The organism is Duganella sp. sic0402 (assembly GCF_019219065.1).
Taxonomy (GTDB): domain Bacteria; phylum Pseudomonadota; class Gammaproteobacteria; order Burkholderiales; family Burkholderiaceae_D; genus Rugamonas.
The window spans coordinates 512,965-534,401 of sequence record NZ_JAHUWK010000003.1 but is presented as its reverse complement, the minus strand read 5'-3'; the positions used below and the strand labels follow the sequence as shown (position 1 = coordinate 534,401).

Annotated in this window: 20 protein-coding genes; 13 read left to right on the top strand and 7 right to left on the bottom strand. The window is 62.6% G+C overall.

Annotation, left to right across the window (positions count from 1 at the left end; all coding sequences use genetic code 11):
* The first annotated feature begins 6 nt into the window (after nt 1–6).
* Together KW842_RS11355 and KW842_RS11350 are read left to right on the top strand one after the other, a co-directional pair.
* Complete coding sequence (locus tag KW842_RS11355) at nt 7–1,233, top strand: M20/M25/M40 family metallo-hydrolase (protein ID WP_373925170.1); 1,227 nt, start codon at nt 7–9, stop codon at nt 1,231–1,233.
* Nucleotide 1,234: 1 nt separating this feature from the next.
* Nucleotides 1,235–1,684, top strand: a complete 450-nt coding sequence (locus tag KW842_RS11350) for a thioesterase family protein (RefSeq protein ID WP_218304182.1) — start codon at nt 1,235–1,237, stop codon at nt 1,682–1,684.
* Here the strand turns inward: KW842_RS11350 and KW842_RS11345 are convergent.
* Nucleotides 1,671–2,399 carry a transporter substrate-binding domain-containing protein gene (locus KW842_RS11345; RefSeq protein WP_218304181.1) on the bottom strand — a complete coding sequence of 243 codons (729 nt, stop codon included), beginning with the start codon at nt 2,397–2,399 and terminating at the stop codon, nt 1,671–1,673. The two genes, KW842_RS11350 and KW842_RS11345, sit on opposite strands and share 14 nt — an antisense overlap.
* A 93-nt stretch (nt 2,400–2,492) precedes the next feature.
* Here KW842_RS11345 and KW842_RS11340 point away from each other — a divergent pair, with 93 nt between their 5' ends.
* From KW842_RS11340 to KW842_RS11330, 3 genes are read left to right on the top strand one after another with little or no spacing between them, the layout of a single operon-like run.
* Nucleotides 2,493–3,761 (top strand): paraquat-inducible protein A, encoded by a 1,269-nt coding sequence (locus KW842_RS11340; RefSeq protein WP_218304180.1) that lies wholly within the window; start codon nt 2,493–2,495, stop codon nt 3,759–3,761.
* Entirely contained in the window at nt 3,754–5,376 is a 1,623-nt protein-coding gene (locus KW842_RS11335; protein ID WP_218304179.1) for an intermembrane transport protein PqiB, read from the top strand. The genes KW842_RS11340 and KW842_RS11335 overlap by 8 nt, the downstream gene beginning before the upstream one ends.
* Nucleotides 5,373–5,981, top strand: coding sequence for a membrane integrity-associated transporter subunit PqiC (locus KW842_RS11330; RefSeq protein ID WP_218304178.1), 609 nt, complete (start codon nt 5,373–5,375; stop codon nt 5,979–5,981). The genes KW842_RS11335 and KW842_RS11330 overlap by 4 nt, the downstream gene beginning before the upstream one ends.
* Nucleotide 5,982: 1 nt before the next feature.
* On the opposite strand, the gene KW842_RS11325 is transcribed toward KW842_RS11330, so the two are convergent.
* Nucleotides 5,983–6,822, bottom strand: coding sequence for an alpha/beta hydrolase (locus tag KW842_RS11325; RefSeq protein ID WP_218304177.1), 840 nt, complete (start codon nt 6,820–6,822; stop codon nt 5,983–5,985).
* Nucleotides 6,823–6,856: 34 nt separating this feature from the next.
* Nucleotides 6,857–7,762 carry a LysR family transcriptional regulator gene (locus KW842_RS11320; RefSeq protein ID WP_218304176.1) on the bottom strand — a complete coding sequence of 302 codons (906 nt, stop codon included), beginning with the start codon at nt 7,760–7,762 and terminating at the stop codon, nt 6,857–6,859.
* Nucleotides 7,763–7,846: 84 nt separating this feature from the next.
* Here KW842_RS11320 and KW842_RS11315 point away from each other — a divergent pair, with 84 nt between their 5' ends.
* The 3 genes from KW842_RS11315 to KW842_RS11305 all read left to right on the top strand — a co-directional run bounded on the left by KW842_RS11315 (nt 7,847) and on the right by KW842_RS11305 (nt 12,407).
* The gene (locus KW842_RS11315) at nt 7,847–8,542 is read left to right on the top strand and encodes a histidine phosphatase family protein (protein ID WP_218304175.1); all 696 of its coding nucleotides are present in this window, start codon (nt 7,847–7,849) and stop codon (nt 8,540–8,542) included.
* A gap of 9 nt (nt 8,543–8,551) precedes the next feature.
* Nucleotides 8,552–9,766 (top strand): acyl-CoA dehydrogenase family protein, encoded by a 1,215-nt coding sequence (locus tag KW842_RS11310; protein ID WP_218304174.1) that lies wholly within the window; start codon nt 8,552–8,554, stop codon nt 9,764–9,766.
* A 139-nt stretch (nt 9,767–9,905) separates the two neighbouring features.
* Nucleotides 9,906–12,407 (top strand): TonB-dependent receptor, encoded by a 2,502-nt coding sequence (locus KW842_RS11305; protein WP_218304173.1) that lies wholly within the window; start codon nt 9,906–9,908, stop codon nt 12,405–12,407.
* Nucleotides 12,408–12,556: 149 nt separating this feature from the next.
* Here the strand turns inward: KW842_RS11305 and KW842_RS11300 are convergent, their stop codons facing one another.
* The 3 genes from KW842_RS11300 to KW842_RS11290 are packed head-to-tail and all read right to left on the bottom strand — an operon-like array spanning nt 12,557 to nt 15,784.
* Nucleotides 12,557–13,117, bottom strand: a complete 561-nt coding sequence (locus KW842_RS11300) for a hypothetical protein (protein WP_218304172.1) — start codon at nt 13,115–13,117, stop codon at nt 12,557–12,559.
* Between the two features lie 55 nt (nt 13,118–13,172).
* On the bottom strand, nt 13,173–15,101 hold the full coding sequence (locus tag KW842_RS11295; RefSeq protein ID WP_218304171.1) for a sensor histidine kinase: 1,929 nt from the start codon (nt 15,099–15,101) through the stop codon (nt 13,173–13,175).
* Nucleotides 15,101–15,784, bottom strand: a complete 684-nt coding sequence (locus tag KW842_RS11290) for a response regulator transcription factor (RefSeq protein WP_218304170.1) — start codon at nt 15,782–15,784, stop codon at nt 15,101–15,103. Before KW842_RS11290 ends, KW842_RS11295 begins: the two co-directional genes overlap by 1 nt.
* A 130-nt stretch (nt 15,785–15,914) precedes the next feature.
* Here KW842_RS11290 and KW842_RS11285 point away from each other — a divergent pair, with 130 nt between their 5' ends.
* From KW842_RS11285 to KW842_RS11275, 3 genes are read left to right on the top strand one after another with little or no spacing between them, the layout of a single operon-like run.
* Complete coding sequence (locus tag KW842_RS11285; RefSeq protein ID WP_218304169.1) at nt 15,915–16,571, top strand: hypothetical protein; 657 nt, start codon at nt 15,915–15,917, stop codon at nt 16,569–16,571.
* Between the two features lie 55 nt (nt 16,572–16,626).
* Nucleotides 16,627–18,996, top strand: a complete 2,370-nt coding sequence (locus KW842_RS11280; protein WP_218304168.1) for a DNA polymerase II — start codon at nt 16,627–16,629, stop codon at nt 18,994–18,996.
* Nucleotides 18,997–19,006: 10 nt separating this feature from the next.
* Nucleotides 19,007–19,789, top strand: a complete 783-nt coding sequence (locus tag KW842_RS11275) for an isocitrate lyase/phosphoenolpyruvate mutase family protein (protein WP_218304167.1) — start codon at nt 19,007–19,009, stop codon at nt 19,787–19,789.
* Here KW842_RS11275 and KW842_RS11270 read toward each other — a convergent pair.
* Nucleotides 19,779–20,147 (bottom strand): DoxX family protein, encoded by a 369-nt coding sequence (locus KW842_RS11270; RefSeq protein ID WP_218304166.1) that lies wholly within the window; start codon nt 20,145–20,147, stop codon nt 19,779–19,781. The two genes, KW842_RS11275 and KW842_RS11270, sit on opposite strands and share 11 nt — an antisense overlap.
* 102 nt (nt 20,148–20,249) lie before the next feature.
* Between KW842_RS11270 and KW842_RS11265 the strand changes: the two genes are divergently transcribed.
* Nucleotides 20,250–21,137 (top strand): LysR family transcriptional regulator, encoded by an 888-nt coding sequence (locus KW842_RS11265; protein WP_218304165.1) that lies wholly within the window; start codon nt 20,250–20,252, stop codon nt 21,135–21,137.
* A gap of 123 nt (nt 21,138–21,260) precedes the next feature.
* Nucleotides 21,261–21,386, top strand: a complete 126-nt coding sequence (locus KW842_RS27610) for a hypothetical protein (RefSeq protein ID WP_255583959.1) — start codon at nt 21,261–21,263, stop codon at nt 21,384–21,386.
* Nucleotides 21,387–21,437 lie beyond the last annotated feature (51 nt).

Below are 21,437 nucleotides of genomic sequence, written 5' to 3'. Positions count from 1 at the left end.
CAAGCAATGATCAAGCAAAAACTGGCCGCATGGATCGATGCCCACTTCGACGAGGAAGTCGGCGTATTGCAGCAACTGCTGCGCGTGCCGACCGATACCCCGCCCGGTAACAATGCACCGCACGCGGACATGGTGGCGGAACTGGTCAGGGCGTATGGCTGGACGGCGGAAAAGCACGCAGTCCCGGAGCAGGCCGTGCGCGATTACGGCATGCAGAGCATCACCAACCTGATCGTGCGCCGGCCTTACGCGGCCGGTGGCCCGACCGTGGCGCTGAATGCGCACGGCGATGTGGTCCCGCCGGGCGACAACTGGACCTATCCGCCGTACGGCGGCGTGGTGGCGGATGGCTATATCTACGGCCGCGCGGCGGCAGTGTCCAAATGCGACTTCGCCACTTATATCTTCGCCACGCGCGCGCTCGAGGCGCTGGGTGTTCCGCTCAAAGGCGGGCTGGAACTGCACTTTACCTACGACGAGGAATTCGGCGGCCTGCTGGGACCGGGCTGGCTGCTGGAGCAGAAACTGACCAAGCCTGATTATGTGATCGCGGCTGGCTTCAGCTACAACATCGTCACCGCGCACAACGCCTGTTTGCAACTGGAGATTACCGTGCACGGAAAATCCGGTCACGGCGCGATGCCGGAGACAGGCCACGATGCCTTGCAGGCCGCCACACGCATCCTGAACGCGATCTACGATCAATTGCCGGAACTGAAAAAGACCAAATCGAAGATCGCCGGCATCGACTCGCCGACCATGCTGGTGGGCCGTATCGACGGCGGCACCAATACCAATGTGGTGCCCGGCAAAGTGGTATTGAAAATGGACCGCCGCATGATACCGGAAGAAGATCCAGTGCAAGTGGAAGCGCAGGTGCGTGCGCTGATCGAAAACGCGGTGCGTGGCCAGCCCGGCATTACGCTGGAGATCAAGCGCCTGCTGCTGTCGCATGCGCTGCGCGAACGTCCGGGCACGCAGAAGCTGGTGGCCAGCCTCCAGCAAAACGCGCTCACCTTCATCGGCGAAACCATCCCGGCGCAAGGCACGCCGCTGTACGCGGATGCGCGGCTGTACGGCGAGCATGGCATTCCGGCGGTGCTGTACGGCGCCGGCCCGCGCACCGTGCCGGAATCGAACGCCAAGAAGGCCGACGAGCGCCTCTATCTCGAAGATCTGCGCAAGGCGACGAAGGTGGTAGCATGCACCTTATTCGATTTCCTTGGGGAGTGAGATGTTTGCTAAAAAACTGATGGCTGGCTGGGGCGATATGGACTTCAACAGCCATATGCGCAACACCGCGTTTCTCGACAAGTCGGGCGACGTGCGGATGCTGTTCCTGTCGGAGCACGGCTTCCCGATGAGCGAATTCATGCGGCTGAAAATCGGCCCGGTGGTAATGAAGGACGAAATCGCCTATGTCAAGGAAGTGCTGCTGCTGGAGGAAATCACCGTCACGCTGTCGCTGGCAGGACTGGCCGAAGACGGCAGCCGCTGGATACTGCGCTCGGACATCATCCGCCCGGACGGCAAGCTGGCAGCGCGCGTCAACAGCACCGGCGGCTGGCTGGACCTATCGGCGCGCAAGCTGATCGTGCCGCCGCCCAAGCTGATGGCAACCTGGCAGGCGCTGGTCAAGACCGACGATTTCCAGGAGCTGCCTTCCAGCGTCAAGGCAAAGTAAAGTATTTGCGGTGCAGTTCCGCCTTCAGCCCTTGCGCCTGCAAGCGGCTGGCGGCGGCATTGAGCGCAGGCGCCAATGCGCGCTGCTCTGCGCCGAGATAGAGATACAGCGCCAATTCCTCCAGCGGCTTGCCGATGCGCCCCTGGTCCAGCGTGGCCTGAGACGCGGCGCTCAGACTGCCATCGTCGTAGATGCAGGCCTGGTCGCGGCCTGTCAGCACCATTTGCAGGCAAGCCGGCACGGTTTGCACATCATGCGGGATTAGCTGCGGTTGCAGCGATTCCAGCCTGGTTTGATACGCATGCACGCCGCGCTTGTAGCTGACCGTGCGCGCCCGCTTCGCCAGTTGTGCCCAACTGTCGATGCCCGGCTGTCCGGCCGGCGTGAATGCGTAAGTGCGTGACTGCACAAACGGTTGGTCCAGGCGCAGGTATTGTGGATGACGGCGGCCATAGTCCTTGACCCGTCCCATTTCGCCAGCAAGGCTGCCGTCGGCCATCATGGCGGCGCTGCGCCGTCCGGGCAGGCTTTGCAGCTGGCAGCGCTGGCGCACTTCCGCGCATAGCCGCCGCAGATAGTCGCTCGCATATTGGTAGACGCGGGAATCGGCTTCATGGGTGGTGCCGAAGATAAGCGTATCGGGGCCCTGCGCCTGAACGGGCACGGATGCGATGGCAAGGGCGATTGCCGGGATGGCTGGCCAGCAGCGGGACATAGCTGTCTCCGATAGGTGCTTATGTGAGTGCTTTATCATAGCCGATACGGCTTTGCCGTATGATATGGTCATTATTGACCATCCGGCCAGCCTGTGTATCGATACGATTTAATCAGCTGTCACGATTGCGGTGTGCTGCATCAGCGCCGCCCGCTGCGCCCGCGCGAGAAAGCGCGCTGCGTGCGCTGCCGTTCGGTCCTGTATCGCGGCATCCATTCGAATGCTGGCCACATGGCGGCGATCACCATGGCCACCGTGTTCACGTTTTTGATCGCACAGTTTTTCCCCATCGTGGAGCTGGAAGTCGGCGGCTACAACACCAGCGCCACGCTGCTGGGCGCCATACGCGTGCTGTGGACGGAGCAGATGCAGCTGGTGGCGGTGGTGGTATTCCTGTTTACGATATTGCTGCCGGCGGTGGAGCTGGGTTCCTTGCTGTATGTGACGATGTCGCTGCGGGCCGGCCAGCGGCCGCCGGGATTCGACCATTTGCTGCGCGCGGTCGGTATGGCGCGGCGCTGGGGCATGACCGAGGTGCTGATGATCGGCATCCTGATCACCATCGTCAAGATGACCAGTCTGGCCCAGATCGTGCTGCATCCTGGCCTGTTTGCCTTTGGCGCGCTGACGCTGATGCTGGCGATCGTGGTGTCATTCGATCCGAAGATTTTGTGGAATATCGGCGAGCACTTGCCGGGACCGCGACGCGTGGCGCAGAAGACCTTCAAGTACGCCGCGCTGGTGAAGGGAGCGCCGCTGCTGGCCTGCCATAGCTGCGGGCTGGTGGAGTCGCTGAAGTACACGGTGCGGCACCAGTACTGCGCGCGCTGCGGCGCGCGCCTGAATCGCCGCCGTCCGGACAGCGTGGGACGCACCTGGGCCTTTCTGCTGGCGGCGGCGATTCTGTACATTCCCGCCAATCTGCTGCCGGTGATGTACACGCATTCGCTGTTCGGCAAAGAGGATGACACCATCATCAGTGGCGTGGTCTATTTCTGGACCAGCGGCTCGCCCGCGCTGGCGGTGATCATCTTCATCGCCAGTATTGTGGTGCCGGTGGCCAAGCTGGTGGCGCTGGCGCTGCTGGCGTGGACGGCGCAGCGGCGCTCCCGCTGGCAGCCCTTGCAGCGCACGGTGTTGTATCGCATCGTGGAGTTTGTTGGACGCTGGTCGATGCTGGATATTTTTGTCATTACGCTGACGGTGGCGCTGGTGCGCTTCCAGTCGTTGGCGGTGATCACGGCCGGTCCCGGCGCGCTGGCGTTTTGCGCGGTGGTGGTGCTGACCATGATCGCGTCTATGCAGTTTGATCCCCGCCTGATCTGGGACCCTGTCGATACACATGGAGAGAAGCATGTCTGAAAACGAGAACGGCAATCCGCCGTTGCCCGAGCCGGAGGTGGAGAAGGCCAATCGCTGGATGCCGTCGCTGGTGTGGCTGATACCCTTGCTGGCGGCGCTGATCGGCCTGACGCTGGTGGCCAAGACGCTGCTGGATCAGGGGCCTACCGTCACGGTCAGCTTCCGCAGCGCGGATGGGCTGGAGCCGGGCAAGACCAAGGTCAAATACAAGGACGTGGACATCGGCCTGGTGCGCACGATTTCGCTGGCGCGTGATCTGTCCAAGGTGCTGGTGACCATCGACATGAGCAAGGAGGCCAAGCGTTTCACGGCGGAAGACACGCGTTTCTGGGTGGTGCGGCCGCGCATCGGCGCGAGCGGCGTGACCGGCCTGAATACCTTGTTGTCCGGCTCTTACATTGGCGTGGATGCGGGCAAGTCGGAGGAGACCACGCATGAATTCACCGGCCTGGAAAAGCCGCCGCAAGTCACCCGCGACGAGAAGGGCACGTCTTACATGCTGCACAGCGAGTCGCTGGGATCGATCGATGTCGGCGCGCCGATCTTCTATCGCCGCATTCAGGTCGGCCAGGTGACCGGCTTCGACCTGGAAGAGAAGGGCCGTGGCGTGAAGATGTCGGTGTTCATCGCCGCGCCTTACGATCAGTATGTCGGCAAGAACACCCGCTGGTGGCATGCCAGCGGCGTCGATGTACGGCTGGATTCAAGCGGTTTCAAAGTGAACACCCAGTCGCTGGCTGCGCTGCTGGTGGGCGGCATCGCGTTTGAATCGGTCAGCGGGCAGAAGCCTTCGGCAGTGGCGCCGGGCGGCAGCGTGTTTGCACTGGCGCCCGATCAGGCCAGCGCGATGCGCGAGCCGGATGGCGTGGCGGTCACCACGGTGCTGTATTTCGATCAGTCGCTGCGCGGCCTGTCGCCGGGGGCACCGGTCGACTTCCGTGGCATTGTGCTGGGCGAGGTGCGCTCAGTGGGCGTGGAATTCGACCGCGTGAAGAAGAGCTTCCGCATGCCGGTGACGGTGGATATGTATCCGGCGCGGCTGGGACGCAACTTTGCGCGTACCGTGGAGGAAGACCAGGAGCGCAACGCCGGCGCGCAAGTGCTGGAGCGGCTGGTGTCGCGCGGCTTGCGTGGACAACTACGTACCGGGAATCTGCTGACCGGGCAGTTGTACGTGGCGCTGGATTTCTTCCCGAATGCGGCGCCGGCCAAGGTTGACACTACCCAGGAAGTGGTGGAATTGCCGACCGTGCCTAACAGCCTGGATGAATTGCAGACGCAGCTGTCCAGCATCGCGCGCAAGTTGGACAAGGTGCCGTTCGAGGAAATCGGCAAAAATCTGCGCGACACCTTGAAGAGTGCCGATGTGCTGATGAAGCGTCTGGATGCGCAAGTGGTGCCGGAGCTGAAAGACACGCTGGCGGCGGCGCGGAGAACCTTCAGCGAAGCGGACCTGCTGCTGCAAAAGGATTCGCCGATGCAGTCCGACCTGCGTGAAGCCTTGCGGCAGGTGACGGAAACCATGGAGTCGCTGAATGCGCTGGCGGATTATCTGGAACGGCATCCCGAGTCGCTGATACGCGGCAAGCCGGAGAAAAAAGGAGAGCAAAAATGATGCGTGTTGGTGCAGGCGTGTTGGCCATGGCGGCGGCGATGCTGACGGCGTGCGGCAGCGTGCCGCAGGAAAAATTCTATAGCCTCAGCAATGGGCTGGGCGTCGGCAAGCCCGCGTCGGCAGAGAACACCGCGCCGGCATACTACATCGAGGTGCCGGCGGTGGTGGTGCCGAAGCAGGTGGCGCGCAATCAGCTGGTGGTAAGCACCGGCGCTGGCCGGATCGATGTGCTGGAACAGGAGCGCTGGTCGGCGCCGCCAGCGGCGGAGATCGGCCAGGCTTTATCGCTGGCGATTACCGGCGAACTCGGGACCATCGACGTATCCCGCAACCCGGTGCCGGACAAAACACCGGTTTATCGCATCAGTACCAATGTGCAGCGCTTTGAATCGGCGCCGGGACAGTACGCGCTGATCGACGCCGTATGGAGCGTTCGTCTGGCCGGCACCACACAGGTGCTGACCTGCCGCAGCGTGGCTCAGGAAAGCGCCGGCCCCGGCTATGACGAACTGGTGGCCGGCCACCGCCGCGCTATCGCCCGCATCGGCGCCGATATCTCCAAGGTCGTGCGAGCGCTGGCGGCCGGTGAAAAACCGGCCTGCTGATTCAGTCCTTTTTCGGGGCGAGCAGCGTCCGGAAGGCTTTCAAGGCGGCGGGGTGATAAATAGTCGCATGCGTTTCGGCCGGCCAGTCTTCGTAGTGGTAATTCAGGTTGTCAGTCTTGCCGAAAGCAGTTGCGAGTGCAGACTTGTTAATGAAGGACTGGCCGTCCGCGCTGGAACCGATGTACAGGTTTTTCCTGCTGCTGAAAGCCATCTTCCCAGCTGGTTGGGACAGCAATTTCCCGGCATTCCACCACAGGCTCGGGTCCAGCGCGATGTAGGTGTCGAACATCTCCGGCTCCTGTACCAGCGTTTCGAGTACGAACAGTCCGGCCAGCGACTCGCCGGTGATCGCACGCTCTTGCGTCACACGGTAACGCTTCGCTACTTCCGGCATGAGTTCATCCCGTATAAAGCGGCGGTATGCCTGCGATCCGCCGACGCGCGGCGCGATGCTGCGGTCCTTGGCGACGTCTGTCGGCCCGGTCAGATCGCGGCGCCTTTCGGTGTTTTCGATGCCGACCAGCAGGAAGGGGCGGGTGCTCATATTGGCCGTGCCGACCTGCAGCAAGCCGGCAACGTGCAGGAAGTCTTCCGCCAGGCCGCCGTCCGGCATGTACATGACGGGCAGCGGCGTGTCTGCGGCAAGGCCCGACGGGCGATAGACATTAATGCGGCGCTTTTCACCCAGGGCCGAGGAGTCGATCAGCCAGCTTTCGCCGATGATCAGCGGCGTCGCTGGTGGCGAGGCGGCGGCGGTCCGGGCGATGCACATCAGAGCGGCGACAAACAAGCATGCAACTGCTGATGGCAGGGTCCAGCGATAGAAGTGTATGTGTTTCATATTCCTGAGGATAGAGGGGGATGAAGTTCGTGGTTCAGTGCTGCATGGTGGCCGCAATCTGCTTGCGCAGCCAGGTGTTGGCCGGGTCGTTGTCGACGTTGGCGTGCCAGTATAGATAGACGTCCAGTGACGGCATGGGCAAGGGCAGCGGCAGGATCTGGTTGTTGAATTGCTGGTTGACGATGCGTGCCAGGCGGTCGGGCATGGTCAGCGCCAGGTCGGTCTGGCTGACCACGCGGCAGGCTGCGAAGTAGTGCTGGCAGCGCAGGCGGATGCGGCGTTGCAGGCCTTGCCGGCTCAGTTCCACATCTTCCAGCCCCGGCCCGCGCCGGCGTGAACTGGTCTGGATGTGCTCCAGCTGTAAATACGTCTCCAGCGTCAGCGCGCGCCGCTTCACCAGCGGATGGCCGCGCCGCACCAATACCACGGTCTGATCGCCGGCCAGCTGCGTGCGGCGGATATCGTTCGACAGCGGTAGCAGCACGTCGATGGCGGCGTCCAGCGTGCCGGCAGCCAGTTCGCCTTCCAGTTCGCGGCGGCTCACTTGCAGCGTGTTCAAGGTGGCCGATGGCGCCTGCTGCGCGACGCCAGCCATCAACGGCGGCAGTACGCTGGCTTCCAGCACGTCGCGCACCGCCAGCGAGAAGCTGCGTTCGCTGCTGGCGGCGTCAAAGCGCGCGGCACCGGTCAGCGTCACCTCGAATCCACGCAAGGCGCGCCGTACCGGTTCGATGATGGAGCGGGCCAGCGGCGTTGGCGTCATCACATGGCCCTGGCGCTCGAATAGCGGATCATCGAATAGCTGGCGCAGGCGATTCAGCGCGTGGCTGATGGCCGGCTGCGTCAGATGCATTTTCTGGCTGGCGCGGGTGATGCTGCCTTCCGTGTATATCGCGTCCAGCACGATGAACAGGTTGAGATCGACCTTGGATATATGCATGGTATTTATTCGTGAGCATTAATACTATTCATTTGATGAATTATAGGCCAGCCGCTAAGCTATAGCTCTCTGGTAGGAGGCGAGATGGGACAAATTTTTCTGGTGCGCCACGGGCAGGCTTCCTTCGGCAAAGCCAATTACGATCAGCTGTCGGAGCTGGGCTATGAGCAGGCGCGTCTGCTGGGCCAGTGGTACGCCAATACACATCAGCGCTTCAACCGGGTGATCAACGGCGGCATGGCCCGCCATCGCCAGACGGCCGACGCCTGCATGGGCGCGCTGCCGAAGAAGCTGCTGATTGACACCGAATGGATCACCGACGCGGACTTCGCCGAGTTCGATCACAAGGAAGTGCTGCTGCGGCATTGTCCCGAGTTTGCCGACGCGGCAGCATTCAAGACGCTGCTGGCCAATCACGTCGATCCGCCGCGCGCGCTGGAGCAGCTGTTCCGCGACGCCATGCAGCGCTGGATGGCCGGCAGCGATTACACCGAAAGCTGGCCACAGTTCCGCGGCCGCTGCGTGAACGCGCTGCAACGGCTGGATGCAGACAGCAGCAAGCAGACCACCATCGTGTTCACCTCCGGTGGCGTGATCGCGGCGCTGATGCAGCACCTGCTTGGGCTGCAGGACCATCAGGTGATGGCGCTGAACTGGACGCTGGCCAATTGCGGCGTCACCAAGCTGCTGCAGCGCCCCGGCCAGTTCACGCTGAGCTATCTGAATAATTACGCGCACCTGGAGTGGCTGGGCCAGCCGGGTGCGGTCACATACCGATAAGGAGACACGATGGACTTCGATTACAGCCCGAAAGTACAGCAGCTTCAGGCCAGGCTGACGGCCTTCATGGACGAGCATATTTATCCGAACGAAGCCGCCTTCCACGCCGAGGTGGACGCCAACCGCCAGGCCGGCAACGCCTGGGTGGCGACCCGCATCATGGAAGAACTGAAGCTGAAGGCGCGCGCCGCCGGCCTGTGGAATCTGTTCCTGCCGGATTCCGGCCGGGGCGCCGGCCTGAGCAACCTGGAATACGCGCCGCTGTGCGAAATCATGGGCCGGGTGCACTGGGCGCCGGAAGTCTTCAACTGCTCGGCGCCGGACACCGGCAATATGGAAGTGCTGGCGCGCTACGGCACGCCGCAACAGCAGCAGCAATGGCTGGAACCACTGTTGGACGGCCGTATCCGCTCCTGCTTTGGCATGACCGAACCGGCGGTGGCCTCGTCGGACGCGACCAATATCGAAAGCGCCATCGTCCGCGATGGCGACGAGTACGTGATCAACGGCCGCAAGTGGTGGTCGTCCGGCGCCAATGATCCGCGCTGCGCGGTGTTCATCTTCATGGGCAAGAGCGATCCGGACAATCCGAGCCGCCACCAGCAGCAGTCGATGATACTGGTGCCGCGCGACACGCCTGGCGTCAACATCCTGCGCCATCTGCCGGTGTTCGGTTTCGACGACGCGCCGCACGGCCACGCTGAAGTGCTGTTCGAGCATGTGCGGGTACCGGCCGCCAACCTGCTGCTGGGCGAGGGCAGGGGCTTCGAGATCGCCCAAGGGCGCCTCGGACCCGGCCGTATCCACCACTGCATGCGCCTGATTGGCCTGGCCGAGCGCGCGCTGGAGCAGATGTGCAAGCGCAGCCTGGCGCGGGTTGCATTCGGCAAGCCGGTGGCGCAGCAGGGCGTGACGCTCGAGCGCATCGCCGAGTCGCGCATCCTGATCGACCAGGCGCGTTTCCTGGTGCTGAATGCGGCCCATATGATGGATACCGTGGGCAACAAGGTGGCGGCCAAGGAAATCGCCATGATCAAGGTCGCCGCGCCGGCGATGGCCTGCAAGGTGATCGACTGGGCCATCCAGGTGCAGGGCGGCGGCGGCATGGCCGATCCCTTCCTGGCCCATGCCTACGCCAGCGCCCGTTCGCTGCGCCTGGCGGACGGACCGGACGAGGTGCACCGCAGCCAGATCGGTAAAATGGAACTTGCTCGTTACAAATAACCCTTTGAGGTTGAAGGTAATCGTTTTCCGCACATCTGTTGCGCGGATTTCCCACTTGTATTGACTTCTTTGGAAGCCTGATTTAATCTTGCTCGTCACTTAAGTTAAACGATTAACTAAAATTAAAACGGAGACGACCATGAAGAAACCCATCCACCTGACGCCGATGGCCTCGGCGCTTGCCTTGGCCTTGCTGGCCATGAACGCCCACGCGCAGCAGGAAGAATCCACCACCAAACCCGGCACCCTGGATACTGTCGTGGTAACCGCGAATAAACGCGTCGAAAAATTGGAAAGCGTTCCAATGTCGATTTCGGTGATGAGCGAGCAGGAAATCCAGCGCACCAATATCCGCGAGATCGAAGACGTGGTGGCGATGATGCCATCGCTGACGCTGAACGCCGGCACCACTGCCGCCAACAACGCCATCTTCATGCGCGGCATCGGCACCGTTTCGGTCGGCATCGGCGTCGAGTCGGACGTGGCGGTGATTATCGATGACATCCCTATCGCCACCCAGTTCCAGGCCTTCAAGGACCTGGCCGACGTGGCCCGCATCGAAGTGCTGAAAGGCCCGCAGAGTACGCTGTTCGGCAAGTCGGCGGTGGCCGGTGCGGTCAACATCGTCACCAAGCAGATTTCCGGCCCGATGACCTATCGCGCCAGCACCTACCTGACCAATGACCACGAATGGCGCGTCAACGCCTCGGCCGGCGGCCAGCTGGATGAGCACTTCGCGATGCGCCTGTACGCCGGCAAGACCCGCATGCCGGGCAATTTCCACAATCTGACCGATGGCCGCGATGTCAACGGCTCGGGCGGCAAGACCTTTATGGCCAAGCTGCAGTGGAATCCGATCGACTCGGTGCAAGTGGATCTGACGCCGCGCTATAACTACCAGGAAAACTCGCGCGGTGTGACGGCGGTGAATGGTTTCGTGCTGCGCACCGGCTCGGCCGCCGCCGGCACCCAGGTGTCGACGCCGATCGGCCTGGATGGCGTCTACCTGAACGGCAATCCGCTGCTGCCGGCGTCGCAACTGCTGGCTGGCATCAACGTCAATGACAAGGGCAACCGCAATGTGCGCCGCGATTTCCCGACCGGCCTGATCTCCAGCGACCGTGGCGTGGGCCTGAAAGTATCGTGGACGCTGCCGAATGACGCCACGCTGATGTCGATCACCTCGTGGAGCAAATACCTGGCCAACGACTTCCGCGACCAGGACTTTACCGACCGGCCGACCATCGCCGCCGCCGGCCAGACCGTGCCGACCATCGGCAACTACCAGTTTGGCACCTACGATATCCGTTCCAAGACGCAGGAAATCCGCTACGTCTCGCCGGACACCGGCACCTTCAAGTACGTGGCCGGCCTGTGGGCGGCGCATAACGAGATTTACCGCCACTTCATCCGTGGCTACTGCGTCGCGCCGATGACCTGCAACGCCAACTCGCCATCCAGCCCGACCAACTACTACACCGACATCTACAACACCAATAAATCGGTGTTCGGCCAGGCGTCGTGGGAGTTCATGCCGACCTGGACGCTGACCGCCGGCCTGCGCGTCAACGAGGAAATCTCGGGCTACCACTACAAGCGCAACTTCTACACCGACCAGCTGGACGAGGCGTCCTTCAAGCCAGGCCCGGTAGGCGTCGACCAGTTCCACAGCATCGGCAACACCGACCGCGCCACCACCGGCAAAGTCAGTATCCAGAAGCAGGTCAGCCCGGACTGGATGGTTTACAGCCAGTTCTCCACCGGCTACAAGGGCGAGGCGTATGACGTGACCTCGGGCCTGAAGGCATCGGCGGCGTTCCCGATCAAACCGGAAACCAGCCAGAGCCTGGAGATCGGCACCAAGGCCAATCTGTTCAACAACCGCATGTCGATCGCGGCCACGGCCTACCTGTCGGACTTCTTCGGCTACCAGCAGAACGTCACCTATGTGCTGCCGAACGATCCAACCATCTACAGCCAGCTGAATTCGATTCCGCACATCTCGACGCGCGGCTTCGAGCTGGACATGAACGCGCTGTTGGCGCAGAACCTGACCATGAACGCGGCGCTGGCCTACACCCGTCCGAAGATCGATCAGTGGGCCAACGGTCCTTGCTACAGCGATCCGACCAATGTGGCGGTGGGCACCACCAAGTACGCAGCGAATGGCTCGATCGCCGGCCAGAACGCGGCCTGCTTCCCGATCTCGCCAGGCTCGACCACCGGCGTGCAGAACCTGGACGGCGGCGTGTTCCCAGGTACGCCGAAGATCAAGCTGAACATCGGCGCCAACTATGACTTCGCGATCCCGCAAATGCCGTTCAAGGGCTTCGTCAACGTCAACGTGCGCTACCAGGGCAAGTACAGCACCAATATCAACAACGATCCGAATGCTGAAAATGATGGCTATTCGATCACGGATCTGGGCTTTGGTGTACGTGATGGCAAGGATCGCTACAAGCTGAGCTTCCGCGTCAACAACCTGTTCGACAAGTTCTACATCCCGAATGCCAACGCCAGCGGCCCGTCGTCGTTCCGTGCTGGTGCGACCTCGACCTCGCCGCAGGTTTCGGCCAGCAGCTGGGTGCCGCCGCGTGATGTGTTCCGCTACTTCAGCGTCAAGCTGGACGTGAAATTCTAAGCGTTATGCGTCTGGTGAATCTCAGGCATCAGAAAGATAAATTGGATTAATAGATTGGCGACAGGCATGATTGCACCTGTCTCCTCTATTCTCCTCCAAGGAAATAGATTTAGCCCGCTCTCTGTAGCGGGCTTTTTTTTGCTCGCCGATTAGCGGGGGACGTAGCGCCAGCCTTTGCCATCCAGTGCGAACTTCAAGTCGGTCTTGATGGCGGGCTTGGCGGGCAGCGACAGCGTCGCCTCGCAATGCAGAATCCCGCTCTTGCGGATGACTTCGCAGTTATCGACAGCTTTGACCTGCAGCGTCGTCATCGCCTGCTGGATCTGCTCATCCTTGGCCGCTTCCGGATCTGCCGCAGCCAGCTCGGTCGCCCAGGCGCGTATCAGCGCTTGCGCCTCGGCCGGTGTGGGGCCGGGATATTGTGCGTGTTTGCGTTCAACGCCTATCCATTCGGCGCCATCCTGGCGCAGCGGCAATACGACGTAGCCGTCGCGCATGGCCGCGCTCATGCCGACTAGGCAGACGACTTCTGCTGGTACTTCCGGTGACGGCTGGCAGCCAAGTAAGCTGGTGACCCGCATGGCGATGGGCAGCGTGGCGCGCGACTTGGCAATGCCAGCGTCAACCGCAGCCTGGATTTGTTGCTGGGTGGGCGTGCTGGCCGCATGGGCTGGCGAGACGGCAAGCAACGCTGCGGCGAGAAGTGTCAATGAAATGGAATGCACGGCAACCTTGTATGAGTGACAAAGGCCGCGAGTCTACCATCTATCCCTTGCGTTCCAGTGGCAGCCACAGTGTGAAGACGGTGCCGGCGCCGCTGCATGCCCAATGGACCGTGCCATCCACCGAAGCAGCGCGGCGGCGCTGGTTTTGCAGGCCGCGTCCGCCCTGGCGCAGCGCCTGCTCCAGATCGAAGCCGCCGCCGTTGTCGGCGATATACACCTGCACGCCATGCGCATCGGCAGTGGTGCCGACGCGGATCTCGGTCGCCGTCGTATGGCGCAAAATATTGGCGATGCTTTCCTGGACGATGCGCAGGATGTGCAAGGCGCTGGACGGATTCAGCCACGGCAGCGACGGCGTTTCGCGCACCTCCCACAGCAGGCTGACGCCGGTGCCTTCCAGCCGTGGCTCCAGGCGGAAGCGCAGGGTGGCCAGCAATAGCAGCAGGTCGGCCTCCACCGGCTCCATCGAATCGATGGTCAGTTTGAGGTCATCCAGACAATCTTTCAGGATTTGCGACACGCGTTCATCGCTGATATTGCCGCGTTCCACCGAGCGGATCGCGCTGATCAGCGATGAGCCGAGGCCGTCGTGCATGTCCTGCATCAGCCGCTGGCGTTCGTCGCTGATGGTCTGGCGCAGCTCGATGGCACGCAGCCGCTGGTGGCTGTCTTCCAGTTCCGCCTCGCGTTTTTTCAGGCGCTCGGCCAGGCTGGCGTTGACCCGTTCGACCTCGGCGATCGCATCGATATAGCGCCGGTACATCAGGATGCCGAAGGTGATAAAGCACACCGCCGGCGCATAGGCGCCCAGATACCAGCCTTCGGCGCTGATCAGATTGTTTTGCAGCAGCCAGTCGGACACGCCCATCGCAGTGCAGGCGAACAGGCCGTACACCACCAGCCGTCCCTCGGTCGAATGGCGCCAGGCGCAGACGCCGCCGACCACGCAGGCCACGCTGCTCATCAGGGCGGCCACCGGATAAATCAGCGGCGTCACGGTCGGCATATTTGGCAGCAGCGCCAGCCCCGGCAAGGTCAGCACGCCAACCAGCAGCGTCACTGCCAGCAGCGCGTGCGTCAGCCAGCGCAGCGGCCGCTGGTGCAGCTGGCACAGGAAGAAATGCACCGCCAGCACCAGCCAGAACAGCGAATTGACCGTCAGCCAGGCGAACCAATCGTTTTCAACCGGCAGGTCGATATAGAAATGCAGGCCGCGCAGGAAGGCGGTGGCGGCCAGGTTGAAGAACAGCAGGTAGGCAATCTCATGGGGACGACGCAGCCAGACGAACACCGCAAACACGCCGACCGCCATGAAAGCGGAACTCAGCAGCGCCGGCAATTGCTGCTGTAGCCACAGGCGAACGTGATAGGCGGCGCGCAAGCTGCTGGCCGGTCCCAGGCGCAGCGACGACAGCGATGTCTGCGACGCGTAGCTATGCTCCAGCCGCAGCAATATTTCGTGCACCGGCTGCGCGCCTGCATCGCTGTCGAGCATGAACCAGAGCGGCGTACGGGTGCTGTTCCACGAAGGGCCGTTCTGCTGCGCCTGGTGCGCCAGCTTGCCGTTGACGTAGACGGCGATGGTGCCGTCGGTCTTGACGCGGGCGCCGTACAGCGCCAGATGACGGCCGTCGGCTGGCAGTTGCCCGACCGCGATTTTCAGCCAGGTCACGTGGATCGCGGCGGAGGGCGCATTGCCGGCGCCCGACACCGCCTGCCGCAGCAGCGCAATCGGCGGGCTGAATGGCAGCGGCACCGGCTGCCACGCCGCAGGCAGGGTGGCGCTGTCCACGGTCTGCGGCGGCGGCGTGTAGCCGCTGCTGACGGTTTCCTGCCAGCCAGCGTGGCTCAGGCGCAGTGGCGCGCCGGCAGCGCCGCTGTCGTCGAGGTATAGCGAGGCTGCCACGATCAGCACCGCGATCGAAAACAGCAGTAGCAGATTGGCCAGCAGGCGCGAGGCGCGGTCCATCAGGATAGCAGGCCCTGGGTGCGCGCTTCGTAAATGGCTTCGGCCTTGGAGGTCACCTTCAGTTTGCTGTAGATGCGCCGCACGAAGGTGCGCACGGTGAAGTGCGATAGCTGCATCAGGTTGGCGATTTCATGCACGGTGAAGCCTTTGGTGATGAAGTCCAGCACCTCTTTTTCACGTTGCGACAGCAGCGGCGGCGCATGTTCGTCGGGCGGGCTGGCGGCCGGCTCGGTCGGCGTGTTGCGGAAGCGCGCCAGGACTTGCCGCGCGATGATCGGGCTGATCGGGCTGCCGCCTTTGGCCAGGCTGCGGATTTCGTCGCTCATCTTGGACGGCGAACTGTCTTTCAGCAGGTAGCCGGCGGCGCCGGCCTCGATCGAGCGCATGACATGGGTCTCATCGCCAAAATTGGTGCTGACCATGATGTTGCAACTGGGCCACAGCTGGGCGGCGGCACGAATCACTTCGATGCCGGAGCCGTCCGGCAGGCCGAGATCAACCAGCAAGACGTCGGCCGGTGGACCGGACAGCAGGGCCAGGCCTTCGGACTGGGTGCCTGCGCGGCCGACTAGTTGCATGTCGGCACTATCTTGTACGACGACGCTGAGGGCGCTGCTGAAATCAGGATCGTCTTCGACGATGGCGACGTGAATGGGACTGTCGGGAGGAGGGGTATGCGTCATCCGGCCATTCTACGATGGATCGCCGGCGTCCAAGCCCGATCAGGGGGCCGTGTAGCACATTCGTGCTACATACAGGGTGCTATATCGCAACATAAAATCCTTCTGGCTCATCATTAGTCCGATCTCTCTCATGCACGTCCCGAACAGCTTGCCGCAGCGCCCATCGCGGCGCCCCATGCTGGAACTGTCGCTGACAGGCCAGCCGCGCTCCTGGCAGGTGCGCGAACACCTCTACCGCTGCCACGGCTATGGCCGGGCGCGCTGGGGGATGGATGTGGCGTCGGTCATGGAAGCGATTGCACGCGAATATCCGAAGGCGCAGCCCAGCTTGCGCCATGAATACGACGGCCTGAGCGGCGAGCAGCGGCTGGAACTGACGCTCGATTGCCTGCCGCCTGGACCCGGTCCCGCCCGCTTGTATTATGTGTTTGACGCCGACTATGGCGCGCTGATCGAAGTCCACCTGCACTGGATCAATCACGGCGACCCGTCGCAGGAACAGCGGCTGCCGCTGGTGCAGGCCGCCACCCGCCTGGTGGGCGAGCTGATGAGCTATCGCTGGTCCGGCCTGTCGACGCGGCGCGGCGCGGTGCGCGGACCGGGCGCCTTGCTGCTGTTCTCGGGCTGCGACCAGGATGGCGCTTCGGTGGAAATCAGCCTGGACGGCGTTGCCTTTGATGTCGAACGGCCAGGCGCGCCGGGCCAGCCTGAGCATCGGCCCGCACCGCGCGGACCGGCGGCCTTGCGCCTGTCCTACCGGGCCGGTAGCTGGATCAGGAGCGAATAGCAGCGAAGTAAGGCCGGAGTAGTGTGGCTGTATGTGCATACAGTATAATTCTGGCATGACGCATACCGCACAAACCGGCTTTATCCTGACCCGTCACTGGCGCGACACGCCGAGCGGCACGGAGATCGATTTCTGGCTGGCGACCGACGCCGGCCCGAGGAAGGTCCGCCTGACCGCGCAGACCTCGGTCGCCTTCGCCGAAGCGTCCTTGCGCGAAGCGATCCAGGCGCAGATCAAGCCGGACGCGGGCATCGAACTACGCGAACTGCAACTCAAAACTTTCCAGCAGCAGCCGGTGGTGGGCGTGTACGCCTCGCGCTACAAGCAACTGACCGCGCTGGAACGCACGCTGCGCGAACACGGCGTCAAGCTGTATGAAGCCGACATCCGCCCGCCCGAGCGCTACCTGATGGAGCGCTTCATCACCGCCGGCGTGCAGACCGAGGGCGGCCATGCCAGCGGCTGCGTCATCCACAACTGCAAGCTCAAGCCTGCGCCGGACTACCGGCCGACGCTGAAGATGGTATCACTGGACATCGAAACCAGCGCCTACGAAGACCTGTATTCGATCGCGCTGGAAGGCTGCGGCCAGCGCCAGGTCTACATGCTGGGCGAGGCGCCAGCCGATCCGCCCGAGGTCGATTTCGATCTGGAATACCTGGCCACGCCACGCCAGCTGATTGAACGCCTCAACGCGTGGATGGCGCGCCATGATCCGGACGTGATCACCGGCTGGAACGTGGTGCAGTTCGACTTGCGCGTGCTGCAAAAGAATGCCGACAAATACAAGGTGCCGCTGGCGCTGGGACGTGAAGGCAAGGGCATTGAATGGCGCGAGCATCCGGGCAAGCAGGGCTATCTGTTTGCGCCGCTGCCGGGCCGTATCATCCTCGATGGCATCGACGCGCTGAAAGCCGCGTCGTGGATGTTCCCGTCCTTCAGCCTGGAAAATGTGGCGCAAGCGATGCTCGGTGAGGGCAAGGAAATCGGCGACGACTACGACAAGATGGCCGAGATCGAACGCCGCTTCCATCATGACAAGCCGGCGCTGGCCACCTACAACCTGAAAGACTGCGAACTGGTCACGCGCATCTTCGCCAAGGCCAATCTGCTGGCCTTCATGATCGAGCGCGCTACCGTGACCGGACTGGCGGCCGACCATCTGGGTGGATCGATCGCTGCCTTTAACCACCACTACCTGCCGCGCATGCACCGCGAAGGCTATGTCGCGCCGAATGTTGGCGATGTCAGTGGCGGCGCCTCGCCGGGCGGTTTCGTGATTGACTCCAAACCGGGGCTGTACGACTCGGTGGTGGTGCTGGACTACAAAAGTTTGTACCCATCGATTATCCGCACCTTCCTGGTCGATCCGGTCGGCCTGATCGAGGGCGAGATCGCAGCAGATCCGGCCGATGTGGTGGAAGGCGTCAACGGCACCGTGTTCTCGCGCGAGAAGCACTGCTTGCCGGCCATCACCACCGATATCTGGAAGCAGCGCGATGCTGCCAAGCGCGCCAGGAACGAGCCGCTGTCGACGGCGCTGAAACTGCTGATGAATTCCTTCTGCGGCGTGCTGGGCGCGACCGAGTGCCGCTTCTTCAATCCCCGCCTGGTGTCGTCGGTGACGCTGCGCGGCCACCAGATGCTGAAGCAGACCCGCGAGCTGGTCGAAGCGCAAGGCTACGACGTGATCTACGGCGATACCGACTCGATCTTCATCTGGCTGAAAAAGGAATACCCGAATCAGGAAGCGCTGGCGATCGGCCATCGTCTGGCCGATGACATCAACCACTGGTGGCGCACCATGCTGAAGGAAAAGCACGGGCTGGAGTGTCACCTGGAAATTGAGTTCGACACGCACTATCAGAAATTCTTCATGCCGACCATACGCGGCACCGATATGGGCAGCAAGAAGCGCTATGCCGGCCTGGCGGTCAACGCCAAGGGCGAGGAAGAAGTCATCTATCGCGGCCTGGAAGTGGCGCGCAGCGACTGGACGCCGCTGGCGCAGCAATTCCAGCAAGGGCTGTTCACCCGCATCTTCAAGGACGAACCATACCAGGACTTTGTGCGCGACTATGCGCAGCGCACCTTGTCCGGTGACCATGACGATCTGCTGGTCTACCGCAAGCGCCTGCGCCAGCCGCTGGACGAATACAAGGTCAACGTGCCGCCGCAAGTGCGCGCCGCCCGCATCGCCGATGAGTACAACCAGTCGCAGCGGCGTCCACTGCGCTACCAGAACGGCGGCTGGATCAGCTACATCATGACTACCGGCGGGCCGGAGCCGCTGGAAGTGGTGCGCTCGCATATCGACTACGAACACTATCTGACCAAGCAGCTGCAACCGATCGCCGACTCGATCCTGCTGCCGATGCAAGACAGCTTCACCAGCCTGACCACGGCGCAAGCCAGCCTTTTTTAATGGAGAGTTTATGAGCGAGTTCAAAAAACTGCATGACGGCAGCAAACTGCTGCACCTGCCGAACGCCTGGGACGCCGGCAGCGCGCGCCTGTTTGAAAGCCTGGGCGCGTCGGCGATTGCCACCACCAGCGCCGGCGTGGCGTGGGCGCAGGGTTATGCGGACAACGATCACCTGCCGGTGGACAGCGCGATCGTGGTGGCCGCCAACATCGCCCGCGTGCTGACGGTGCCGCTGTCGGTGGATTTTGAAAACGGCTATTCGTCCGACGCGCAGCAGGTGGCGCGCAATGTGCTGCGCTTGATCGATGTAGGCGTGGCCGGCATCAATCTGGAAGACGGCAACGATGCACCGTCGCTGCTGGCCGATAAAATCCGCGCCATCAAGCAGCTGGGCCGGGAGATTTTCGTCAATATCCGCACCGACGTTTATCTGAAAGGTCTGGCGCCGGAAGGCGAGCGCGTGGCGGAAGTGCTGAAGCGCGCGGCGCTGTACAAGGAGGCGGGTGCTGACGGCCTGTTCGTGCCGGGCATCTGCCAGGTGGCGGAGATCAAACAGGTAGTGGCTGGCGCTGGTTTGCCGGTCAACGTGATGGATTGGCCTGGCTTGCCGCCGGCGCAGGAGCTGCACGCGCTGGGCGTGGCGCGCCTGAGTGCCGGCAGCGGCATCCCGCAAGCGCTGTGGTCGGTCGCCGCCGGCATGGCGCAGGGCTTCATCGACAGTGGCAACGCTGGCCCGCTGATCGCCAAGGCCATGCCGTATGGCGATCTGCAGGCCTTGTTCCTCAAGCCTTAGCCTTGTTGGTGTAGAAGGCCACTACTTGCAGCAGGCCGCCGGCCATGGCGATGTTTTTCAGGAAGTGGATCAGCTGGTTCTGGTCGCCGAAGTTGTTGTGGAAGGCCAGCGCCGTCACCACGGAGAACGCGGCCAGCACGGCGGCCACGATACGGGCCTTGTAGCCGAAGGCCAGTGCCAGGCCGCCGCCCAGTTCCACCACTACCGCAGCGGCGAAGGCCAGCGTCGCGAACGGCAGGCCGGAGGAGGCGATGTAGCCGATAGTCCCTGCCGGCGCCATCACTTTGCCGATGCCGCTGAAGACGAAGATGGTTGCCAGCAGTACGCGGCCGATGGTCGAGATGGTATTGGTGTTCATGGTATTGCTCCTGAAGATTGGTTAGATGGGTGTATCTTACATTTCGGATATCCATCCGAATAGCCTATATAATTAGATGCTTATCATCTAAAGAATAGATATATGCTTGACGCCATGTCCATCGACCAACTGCGTACTTTTATCGCTGCGGCCGACGAGGGGAGTTTTTCCGCTGCCGGGCGCAAGCTGCGGCGTGCGCAGTCGGTGGTCAGCGCCACGTTGGCCAATCTGGAGCAGCAGGTGGGTTTTGCGCTGTTCGAGCGCACCGGGCGTTATCCGCGCCTGACCGAGGGCGGCGCTGCGCTGCTGGAGCAGGCCCGGATCGCGGTCGATGGCATGAATGCCTTCAAGGCGCGCGCCCGTACGCTGGCTGAAGGGCAGGAGGCCGAGCTGGCGGTGGCGGTGGACGTGATGTTCCCGATCTCTACGCTGACATCGGCGGTGCAGGCGTTCAAGCTTGAATTCCCTGATACACCGATCCGGCTGTATGTTGAAGCGCTGGGCGCGGTGGCGCAGCCTTTACTGGAGGGGCACTGCCGGGTGGCCATCATTGGCTCGCTGCCGGAAATTCCGGGCGGATGCGCTTCCGAATTCCTGCTGGCGGTAGAGGCGGTGGCGGTGGCCGCGCCTCAGCATCCGCTTGCCTTGCGCAAGGGCCGGATTACGCATCAGCAGGCTGGCCAGCATGTGCAGCTGGTGCTGACCGACCGCTCAACGTTGACGGCCGGCCGCAACTTCGGCGTGATGGCGAGCCAGACCTGGCGCCTGGCTGATCTCGGCGCCAAGCATGCTTTCCTCAAGGCTGGCTTGGGCTGGGGGCATATGCCCTTGCACATGGTGGAGGATGATTTGCGCGCCGGGCGGCTGGTGCGGCTGAATGTTGCCGTGCATCCGGCTCTGGGTGGCGGTTTCTCGATGCACGCGATTCACCGCAAGGACCATCCACCGGGGCCGGCGGGGCGCTGGTTTGTCAATCATCTGAAACAGTAGCGGGTGTGAGAGGGCGTACAGCGGCGTGTTTTTCGCGGCCGCATGATGGTCTGACCATTTATTCAGCCCATGCCACAAGGCGCCAGTTCTGAGTGCGAGCAGGCGTTTAGAGTCCATACCGAAATGATGTTTAAAACTTTCGCCACCAAGGAGGAGCTGGCTAATGCGGTTTATCAGCTCACCTGGCGCATGGCGGCGTTTGGCAGCGTGTTGCTCAGCGCCGGCTTTGCGTTCGCACGCTACCTTTGAATTGCTCTCCTGCGCAAAATGCGCCATCATATTTGAAAACGATTTCAAATA

What these genes read in the sequence shown, in the direction of transcription:
- KW842_RS11315 (WP_218304175.1), top strand. Translation starts at nt 7,847, where the DNA reads ATGGGACAAATTTTTCTGGTGCGCCACGGGCAGGCTTCCTTCGGCAAA.
- KW842_RS11355 (WP_373925170.1), top strand. Translation starts at nt 7, where the DNA reads ATGATCAAGCAAAAACTGGCCGCATGGATCGATGCCCACTTCGACGAG.
- KW842_RS11295 (WP_218304171.1), bottom strand. Translation starts at nt 15,101, where the DNA reads ATGGACCGCGCCTCGCGCCTGCTGGCCAATCTGCTACTGCTGTTTTCG.
- KW842_RS11305 (WP_218304173.1), top strand. Translation starts at nt 9,906, where the DNA reads ATGAAGAAACCCATCCACCTGACGCCGATGGCCTCGGCGCTTGCCTTG.
- KW842_RS11290 (WP_218304170.1), bottom strand. Translation starts at nt 15,784, where the DNA reads ATGACGCATACCCCTCCTCCCGACAGTCCCATTCACGTCGCCATCGTC.
- KW842_RS11285 (WP_218304169.1), top strand. Translation starts at nt 15,915, where the DNA reads ATGCACGTCCCGAACAGCTTGCCGCAGCGCCCATCGCGGCGCCCCATG.
- KW842_RS11280 (WP_218304168.1), top strand. Translation starts at nt 16,627, where the DNA reads ATGACGCATACCGCACAAACCGGCTTTATCCTGACCCGTCACTGGCGC.
- KW842_RS11270 (WP_218304166.1), bottom strand. Translation starts at nt 20,147, where the DNA reads ATGAACACCAATACCATCTCGACCATCGGCCGCGTACTGCTGGCAACC.
- KW842_RS11335 (WP_218304179.1), top strand. Translation starts at nt 3,754, where the DNA reads ATGTCTGAAAACGAGAACGGCAATCCGCCGTTGCCCGAGCCGGAGGTG.
- KW842_RS11275 (WP_218304167.1), top strand. Translation starts at nt 19,007, where the DNA reads ATGAGCGAGTTCAAAAAACTGCATGACGGCAGCAAACTGCTGCACCTG.
- KW842_RS11310 (WP_218304174.1), top strand. Translation starts at nt 8,552, where the DNA reads ATGGACTTCGATTACAGCCCGAAAGTACAGCAGCTTCAGGCCAGGCTG.
- KW842_RS11330 (WP_218304178.1), top strand. Translation starts at nt 5,373, where the DNA reads ATGATGCGTGTTGGTGCAGGCGTGTTGGCCATGGCGGCGGCGATGCTG.
- KW842_RS27610 (WP_255583959.1), top strand. Translation starts at nt 21,261, where the DNA reads ATGATGTTTAAAACTTTCGCCACCAAGGAGGAGCTGGCTAATGCGGTT.
- KW842_RS11350 (WP_218304182.1), top strand. Translation starts at nt 1,235, where the DNA reads ATGTTTGCTAAAAAACTGATGGCTGGCTGGGGCGATATGGACTTCAAC.
- KW842_RS11345 (WP_218304181.1), bottom strand. Translation starts at nt 2,399, where the DNA reads ATGTCCCGCTGCTGGCCAGCCATCCCGGCAATCGCCCTTGCCATCGCA.
- KW842_RS11325 (WP_218304177.1), bottom strand. Translation starts at nt 6,822, where the DNA reads ATGAAACACATACACTTCTATCGCTGGACCCTGCCATCAGCAGTTGCA.
- KW842_RS11265 (WP_218304165.1), top strand. Translation starts at nt 20,250, where the DNA reads ATGCTTGACGCCATGTCCATCGACCAACTGCGTACTTTTATCGCTGCG.
- KW842_RS11320 (WP_218304176.1), bottom strand. Translation starts at nt 7,762, where the DNA reads ATGCATATATCCAAGGTCGATCTCAACCTGTTCATCGTGCTGGACGCG.